The sequence below is a fragment of the Kitasatospora sp. NPDC059462 genome, assembly GCF_042749955.1.
In the GTDB taxonomy this organism is placed as follows: domain Bacteria; phylum Actinomycetota; class Actinomycetes; order Streptomycetales; family Streptomycetaceae; genus Kitasatospora.
The window spans coordinates 1-8,057 of sequence record NZ_JBHYUU010000275.1 but is presented as its reverse complement, the minus strand read 5'-3'; the positions used below and the strand labels follow the sequence as shown (position 1 = coordinate 8,057).

The following is an 8,057-nucleotide window of genomic DNA, read 5'->3' as shown; positions in this document are numbered from 1 at the left end:
GTGCCACCGGGGCCACCGGGGCCACCGGCGTCCCTTCCGCCCTTCCCGGGCCCACCGCCGCGCCCGTCCGCGGCGCCCCGCCCGGGACGCCAGGTCCGCAGCCGCAGGCTGTTGCCCACCACCAGCAGCGAGCTCAGCGACATCGCCACCGCCGCCAGCATCGGGTTCAGCAGCCCCACCGCCGCCAGCGGGATCAGCACCACGTTGTACCCGAACGCCCACAGCAGGTTGACCCGGATCGTGGCCAGGGTGCGCCGGGCCAGCCGGACGGCGTCCACCACCGCCTCGATGTCCCCGCGCACCAGCGTCAGCCCGGCCGCGCCGATCGCCGCGTCGCTGCCCGAGGAGAGCGCCACCCCGAGGTCCGCCGAGGCCAGCGCGACGGCGTCGTTGACCCCGTCGCCGACCACCGCCGTGGTCCGCCCGGCGGCCTTCAGCTCCGCGACCACCTCGGCCTTGCGCTCCGGCGAGGCCGAGTGGTGCACCCGCTCGATGCCCAGCTCCGCCGCGACGGCCCGCGCCGCGCCAGGCCCGTCCCCGGTCAGCAGCACCGGCTCCAGGCCCATGCCGCGCAGCCGGTGCAGCGCGCGCCAGCTGCCCGAGCGCAGCGTGTCACCGACCGCCAGGACGGCCGCCGGGCGCCCGTCCAGCTCCACCAGCACCGGCGTGCGGCCCGCCGCCGAGGCGTCCGCCAGCGCCCGCGCCAGCTCCTGCGGCAGCGGCCCGTCCGCCTCGTCCGGCCGCACCACCCGCACCCGGTGGCCCTCCACCTCACCGGACACCCCCACTCCGGCGGCGGCCGCGAAACCGGCCACCGCCGGAAGGGGCTCGGAGCCGCACCGGGCCCGGGCCGCCCCCACGACGGCCCGCCCGATGGGGTGCTCCGACCGGTGCTCGACGGCTCCCGCGAGCCGCAGCACCCGGTCCTCGTCGACCCCCGCGCCGGCGGCCACCGCCACCGCGGCGAGCTCCATCCGGCCGGTGGTCAGCGTGCCCGTCTTGTCCAGCAGCACGGTGTCCACCCGGCGCAGGCTCTCCAGCACCTCCGGGCCGCGCACCAGCACGCCCAGTTCGGCGCCGCGCCCGGTCGCCGCCAGCAGCGCGGTCGGCGTGGCCAGGCCCAGCGCGCACGGGCAGGCCACCACCAGCACGGCGACCGCCGCCGTCACCGCCGCCTGCGGATCGGCGCCCGCGCCCAGCCAGAAGCCCAGCACGCAGACCGCCACCGTCAGCACACAGGGCACGAACACCCCGGCGACCGTGTCCGCGAGCCGCTGCGCCTTCGCCTTGCCCGCCTGGGCGTCTGCCACCAGCGCGGTGATCCGGGCCAGTTGGGTGTCCGCGCCGACCGCCGTCGCACGTACCACCAGCGCCCCGCCGACGTTCACCGTGGCGCCCGCGACCCGGTCGCCCGGCCCGACCTCCACCGGCACCGACTCCCCGGTCAGCAGGCTCAGGTCGAGCGCCGAACCGCCCTCCACCACCACCCCGTCGGTGGCCACCCGCTCGCCCGGCCGGACCACGAACTCCTGCCCCGGCAGCAGCCGTTCGATCGGCAGCAGCCGCTCCTCGCCGCTCCGCGGATCGCGGACGCAGACCTCCTTGGCGCCGAGCTCGGCCAGCGCCCGCAGCGCCGAACCGCTGCGCCGCCGCACCCGCCCCTCCAGCAGCCGCCCGGCCAGCACGAACAGCGGCACCCCGACGGCCGCCTCCAGGTAGACGTGCGCGGTGCCGCCGCCGTCCGCGGTCAGCGAGAACGGCATCCGCATGCCGATCGCGCCCGCCCCGCCGAACAGCAGCGCGTACGCGGACCAGCCGAACGACGCGACCACACCGAGGCTCACCAGGGTGTCCATGGTCGCCGCGGCGTGCCGCAGCCCCTGCCGGGCCCGGCGGTGGAACCCGGCCGAGCCCCAGCTCACCACCGGCAGCGCGAGCCCGAAGCAGACCCACTGCCAGGCCGGGAACTGCAGCGAGGGCACCATCGACAGCACCACCACCGGCACCGCCAGCAGCGCCGTGATCACCAGCCGCCACCGCTCCCCGGGCTCCTCCGCCGCCGGGCCGGACGCCGGCACCCCGTCGGGAGCCGGCTCGGCGGTGTACCCGGCCCGTTCGACCGCGGCGACCAGCTCCTCGACGCCCACCGCGGCCGGGTGCAGCACCCGCGCCCGCCCGGTGGCCAGGTTCACCCCGGCGGTCACGCCCTCGATCCGGGCCAGCCGCTTCTCCACCCGGCTCACACAGGCCGCGCAGGTCATCCCGCCGACCGCCAGATCGGTGCTCACCAGCGCGCCGGTGTCCCCGCTCCCGGCACTCTCCGTCACGGACGTCACCGGCCCGCCCCCATCTCATGGCCCGTCCCGGGCTTGCCGCCGCCCCCGCCGCCGGGCGTCAGCCCGGGCGTCACCGGCCCGGCTCCGCGCCCCACCGCGAACGCCACGACGAACACCACCACCAGCAGCAGGGCGAACCCCGCCAGTACACTCAACGGCCGGCCACCCGGCGACATCCCACTCACCCCCCACCAGTCGTCCCACCACCCCGCCGAGTTCCCGAACACCCCGAATGACCCGAATCACATACCCCCACCCCGTGCCGCCGCTCTCGCCCCGGACACGACGAGGGCCGGGGCACGCACGGTCTCCCGCACGCGCCCCGGCCCGAAGCCGGCGGCCCGGTTACGCCCGGCGGCCCGGCCGCTGGTCGAGGTGGGCCAGGACGCCCGAGTGGAACCGCTCGACGGCGGCGTCGACACTGCGGATGAAGCCGCTCTCGGCGTTGCCCCGGGTGCTTCCCGTGCTCTTGGACAGCGAGAGCCGGAACCCGGTGATCCGCGAGGAGTCCTTGGGCAGCAGGTCGCCCGGCTCGGGCCGCAGCTTCTCCAGGGTGCCCCGGGGACCGGCCGCGTCGCCGTCGGTGAGCGTCTCCACGTGCAGGTCGGCCGGCGCCTCGCCGAGCTGCCGGACCAGCCGCTTGACCCAGCTCAGCGGGTAGCCCTGCTCGGGCGCCGGGACCTCGGTGGAGGTCCGCAGCTTGCCGACCCGCAGGTCGGCGGTGATCGCGAGGGTGCCGACGGCGCCCTCGATCCGCATCTCCGCGTCCAGGCGGCCGTCCGAGCAGAGCCGGTCGGCCAGGGCGGCCCGCAGCACCGTGGGGTCCTCGCCGCGCCGGCCTCGGGGGACCGGCAGCACCTTGACGCCGAGTTCGCCGCCGAGCTGGAAGCAGACCTGGCGGATCAGCCGCTCCCAGCTCTCCACCACCTGCACGGCGCGCCCGTCCCCGACGACGAGCGTCTCCTCGTCGACGGCCTTGCGGACCGGGACCCAGGCCGGGCCCATGTTCTGGAAGCCGTGGCAGCCCGAGTTGTCGTGCTGGAGGTAGTGCAGCAGCTCCTGGAGCAGCCAGGCGTGCGCGGGGTTGCCCACGCCCTCGTGCCGGATCAGCATCTGCGCCTGGTAGGCGACCTCGGCCCAGGAGAGGTGGCCGAGCAGCACCTTGTGCTTGCGCCGGCCGTCGATCTTGACCTGGACGAGCGGGCTCCCCTCCAGGGCCACGTCGTTGGAGAGAGTGATGACGGCCTCGTAGCCGCGCCGGGCGGCGATGTCCATGTAGTCCTGGACCTGCTCGGACTTCAGCGGGTTGCCGTTGGTCTTGCTCTCGACGAGCGCCGTCCACAGCCGCCCGGCGCGCTCGACGCGGATCACGCCGTCGGGGCGCTTCGGGGAGTCCCCGTGCGGGAGCGAGACCTCGGTGAAGGTCTCGGTGCGGCCGGCGGGCGCGCCGAACTTCGCGGTGAGGCGGCGGCCGAACTCCGGCACCTGGGCCATCACGGAGAGCAGCACGGAGGTGGCGCGGACCTCGCGCTCCAGGTCGCTCTTCAACGAGGTGGCCGGGAACAGCCGGGCGGTGCGCCAGCCGTCGTTCTCGGCGAGCGAGGGCTTGGCGGCCCGGGGCAGGGTGACCTTCTTCTTGGCCGTGCGCAGGCGCTTGGGCGCCGGGGCCGCCGCCGGCGCCTCCTCCGGGGCCGTCCCGGCGGCCGGGGCCTGCGGCTCGGGGGTCCGCTCGGGGGCGGCCGGGGGAGCCGGGGCGGACACCGCCGGCTCGGCGGGCGCGTCGACGGCCGGTCCGGCCGGGCCGGTGGCCTCGCGGGTGGTGTCCGCCGCGGCCTCCCCGCCCTCGCCGTTGGCGGTGTCGCCGTCCGTGTTCTCGTCGTCCTCGATGTCGATGCCGAAGTCCGTGGCCAGCCCGGCGAGTCCGGTGTCGTAGCCCTGGCCGACGGCGCGGAACTTCCACTCCTGGTTGCGGCGGTAGATCTCGCCGAAGACGAAGGCGCTCTCCGCGCCGGCGTCGGTGATGGAGAAGCCGAGCAGCCGCTCGCCGCCGAGATCGGCCAGTTCGAGCCGGAGGTCGTCCAGTTGGCCGAAGGGCGCGCGGTTGGGCCGGCTCGCGGCGACCACCAGGCGCTCGACGTCGGCCGGCACGGCGGTGAGGTCCAGCTGGATGCGGTCCTCGGTGCCGACGTCGGTGGAGGCGCCGTCGAGCAGCTGGACGCTGCCGTCCTCGGCGGTGGGGTTGTTGTAGTAGAAGAAGTCGGCGTTGTCGCGGACCTTGCCCTCGGCGGTCAAGAGGAGGACCGACACGTCCGCGTCGCCGTCTCCCCCGGGGCTGTTCCACCCCAGGATCACGGTGACGGAGTCGGTGCTCTCGCTCAGCGTCGCGAGCCCGACGTTGGCTCCCTTGACCATTTCCTGCACGGATGTCCCCCAGAGGAACGGGCCGCGCCGTCGGCAGGGGCGCAGCCTTGATGTGTGGTGACCTGCTGATGTGACCGGATTGCGAGGTGATTGTACGCACGCAATCGGACCGTTCGGGCCGTCGGGTACGGCGCTGCCCCGGCGCCGGGGGTGACGCCGGGGCAGCGGGGGAGGGGGCTACGGGAGCGGGATGCGGACGACCTGCGGGTCGTGGTCGCTCAGTTGGGTGGCGAACTCGCTGTTGAGGTGGACGATGTCGTAGCTGTACGGCTTGGCGGCGAGGGCGGGGGAGATGAGGATGTGGTCCAGGACCTGGGAGTTGCCCTCGTAGACGTAGGTGTAGCGCTCGGCGAGGGGCAGGGTGCGGGGGAGGTCGACCAGGGAGCCGCCGGCGGTGAGGAGGTCGGCGGTCCCGGAGAACTCGAAGTCGTTGAGGTCGCCGAGGACGATGACCGCGGCGTTCGGGTCGACCGCGAGGATCTGGTCGGTGAAGTTCTTCACCACGGTGGCCTGCGCGTGCCGCTGGGTCTCGGAGGGGCGGGACGGCTGCTGGTAGCGGCCGAAGAGGGGCTGGTCGCCGCCCTTGGAGTTGAAGTGGTTGGCGATCACGAAGACCGGGCGGCCGTTCCAGCGGAACTCGCCGGCGAGCGGCTTGCGGCTGGCGTTGAACGCGGAGTTGGCCGGGTCGATGCGGCCGGGGGAGTAGGCGAGGGCGGGCGTGCCGGCGTTGTTGACCACCGAGTCCGCGGTGGTGGAACCGGCGCCGGGGCGGTCGGTGAAGGTCAGTCCGCGGTCGGTGCGGTAGAGGAAGACCTGGCGGATGTTGCCGCCGGGCTGGCCGCCGTCCTGGTCGTTCACCGGGTTGATCTGGCGGTAGGAGTAGGCCGGGCCGCCGGCCGCGGCGATCGCGGCGACCAGCTTGTCCACGGTCTGGTCGGCGGCGGTGACGCCGTTGTCGGTCGCGCCGGAGTTGTCCTGGATCTCCTCCAGGGCGACCAGGTCGGGCGAGCGGAGGTTGTTGACGACGGCGGCGGCGAGGCCGTCGAACTTGCTCTGCGGGTCGCCCGGGGCGAGGTTCTCGACGTTGAAGGTCGCGGTGGCGAGCTCGCCGGCGGCCGGGGCGGCGGTGGTCTCGGCGGCGAGGCCGCCGGGGACCACCGTCGGGGTCGCGGTGACCAGCAGCTTGAAGTTGCCGAAGGAGTAGTCCAGGACGCCGACGGTGGCGCCGGAGAGGGTGTCGCCCACGTTGGCGGCGGGGGTCGGGGCGAGCACGTCGTCCAGCAGGACCCGCTCGGGGTTGCCGTCGGAGGCCTGCAGCAGGATGCCGCCGCGGTTGGTGCGGGTGGCCGAGCCCTGCGGGACGACCGGGATCTCGCCGAAGGAGCTGCTCGGGCCGACCACGGCGGCGTTGTTCAGCTGGACCCGCATGCCCTCCAGGGACTCCCAGAAGTCCAGGCCGTCGGTGGCGGGCTGGAAGCCGCCGGCCGTCTCGACGTCGCCGGTGGTGACGCTGGAGATCACCGCGGCCGGGGGTATCCGCCCGCCCGCGCCGACCACCGTGGCGGCGGGCAGCGCGACGTTGTGGGCGAGCACGGTGGTGGTGGGCGCGGTGAGCTCGGTGGTGGTGAGGTTCGTGGTGCCGCCGGTGCCGCCCGGGCGGAACTCGCTCACCGTGCCGCCGACCTTGACCGAGTCGCCGACGGCCACGCCCGGCGCGCCCGCGGTGTAGACGTAGACCGCCTCGCTGGTGGCCGGGTCGGCGTCGGGCTGCGGGTCCTGGAACCAGTAGCCGCTCGGGCCGACCGCCGTGACCACGCCGGGCACGGCGGCGACCGCCTGGCCGGCCAGCGGGGAGGTGCGGGCTGCGCCCTGGATGTCGTGGATCCGGGTGCCGCCGGTCCCGCCCCCGGTGGAGGAGGAGTTGCGCGGGACGGGCGCGGTGACGGCGAAGTCGGCCGCGTTGTTGTCGGTGTCGGTGGCGCCGCCGCCCGCCCGCAGCGCGGCGGTGGTGTTGGCGAGGTTGCCGGTCGGCGAGCCCTCGGCCGAGCTCGCGGTCGTGCCGTAGCCGACGAAGTCCTTCACCCCGGGCTGGGTGGCGCAGCCGGTGGAGCAGGTGAGCGCGGTGGCGTTGGTGACCAGCGCGACCTTTCCGGCGTTGGCGCCCAGGGCGATGGTGCCGGTGGCGTCGGGCGCGGGGAGGGCGGCGCCGGAGCCGGCCCCGGCCGCCTCCTGCACCAGGTAGTACTTCCCGGGCGCGATGGTGCCCGCCAGGGTGGTCTTCGCCCACGAGGAGCCGGCCGCCGAGGCGTACTGGACCGTCCAGCCGGTGACGGAGACCGGGGCGGTGCCGCGGTTGTACAGCTCGATGAAGTCATTGGTGTACGGGGCACCGGAGTTGCCGCCGCCGCCGAACACCTGGCTGATCACGATGTCCGGCGACACGGCGTGCGCGGTGCCGGCCGGCAGGGCCGTCAGCGCTCCCACGACGGCGGCGGCCGATGCCACCGCCAGCGCACGGAGCCGGACTCGATCGGTTCGCCGCATGGGGCGTCCTCCTGACGCGCGAACGGATGATGGTGGGGCGCTGTGTGTTGTAGCAGCGCCACCGTTGCCATACCGCGCGCTCCGGCGGACGGCCAGGCGTACAACGGAAGAACGTTGTGCCTGGCATGAACCGGACGAGTCACCCGTGGCGGGAGGGGCCGGGGAGACGGGAGGTCAGTCGTCGGCGGGCCCGGTGAGGGTGAGCCGGATGCCGACGGTGCCGCGCTCGCCGCGCCGCAGCCGGCTGCCGAACAGGGTGAGGACGCCGACCAGGCCGTACTTCTGGCGCAGCAGCGTCCGGTAGGCGGCGGTGCGCCCGGGGCCGAGGATCTCGGCGGTGGCCGGGAAGGACCCGCCGGTCGGGTTGCCGCGCACGTCGCAGGGGCCGACCAGGACGTCCGGGCGGTTGCGGATCCGCTTGACCTTCCAGGAGTCGGCGACGGTCCAGATGCCGAGCGCCTCGCCGTCGCGCACCACCCAGACCGGGGTCGGCACGGCGGTGCCGTCCTTCTTGAAGGTGGTGACCAGCAGATAGCTCCCGGAGGAGAGGCTGACGAGGCGTTCGAGCCGCTCCTGCCGGTGCGGGTCGGGGTGGGGGGTGGCGGCGCTCATGCCGGGCATTCTAGGGCCCGGCAGGAGCGCCCTCGGGCGTCACCGCCGCCGAGGGCCGGCGCCGCAGTCACCGCCGCCGCAGTCACCGCCGCCGCGGGCCGGCCGGCGCCAGCCGGGCGCGGGCGGTGCAGGCCAGGCCCCGGG

General features: G+C 75.2%; 5 protein-coding genes. All 5 read right to left on the bottom strand.

All coding sequences use genetic code 11. The features are described from left to right. A partial coding sequence (locus tag ACFXAM_RS36380) for a heavy metal translocating P-type ATPase (protein WP_380297932.1) occupies positions 1-2,261 on the bottom strand: 2,261 nt, incomplete at its 3' end. Between the two features lie 71 nt (positions 2,262-2,332). Then, on the bottom strand, positions 2,333-2,491 hold the full coding sequence (locus ACFXAM_RS36375) for a hypothetical protein (RefSeq protein ID WP_380297930.1): 159 nt from the start codon (positions 2,489-2,491) through the stop codon (positions 2,333-2,335). 190 nt (positions 2,492-2,681) lie between these two features. Then, positions 2,682-4,748: a TerD family protein gene (locus ACFXAM_RS36370; protein WP_380297928.1), complete on the bottom strand. Its 2,067-nt coding sequence runs from the start codon at positions 4,746-4,748 to the stop codon at positions 2,682-2,684. Between the two features lie 186 nt (positions 4,749-4,934). Next, positions 4,935-7,301: a lamin tail domain-containing protein gene (locus tag ACFXAM_RS36365; protein ID WP_380297927.1), complete on the bottom strand. Its 2,367-nt coding sequence runs from the start codon at positions 7,299-7,301 to the stop codon at positions 4,935-4,937. Between the two features lie 174 nt (positions 7,302-7,475). Further along, positions 7,476-7,913 (bottom strand): PPOX class F420-dependent oxidoreductase, encoded by a 438-nt coding sequence (locus ACFXAM_RS36360; protein WP_380297925.1) that lies wholly within the window; start codon positions 7,911-7,913, stop codon positions 7,476-7,478. Positions 7,914-8,057: the final 144 nt, after the last annotated feature.

What these genes read in the sequence shown, in the direction of transcription:
- ACFXAM_RS36370 (WP_380297928.1), bottom strand. Translation starts at nt 4,748, where the DNA reads ATGGTCAAGGGAGCCAACGTCGGGCTCGCGACGCTGAGCGAGAGCACC.
- ACFXAM_RS36365 (WP_380297927.1), bottom strand. Translation starts at nt 7,301, where the DNA reads ATGCGGCGAACCGATCGAGTCCGGCTCCGTGCGCTGGCGGTGGCATCG.
- ACFXAM_RS36360 (WP_380297925.1), bottom strand. Translation starts at nt 7,913, where the DNA reads ATGAGCGCCGCCACCCCCCACCCCGACCCGCACCGGCAGGAGCGGCTC.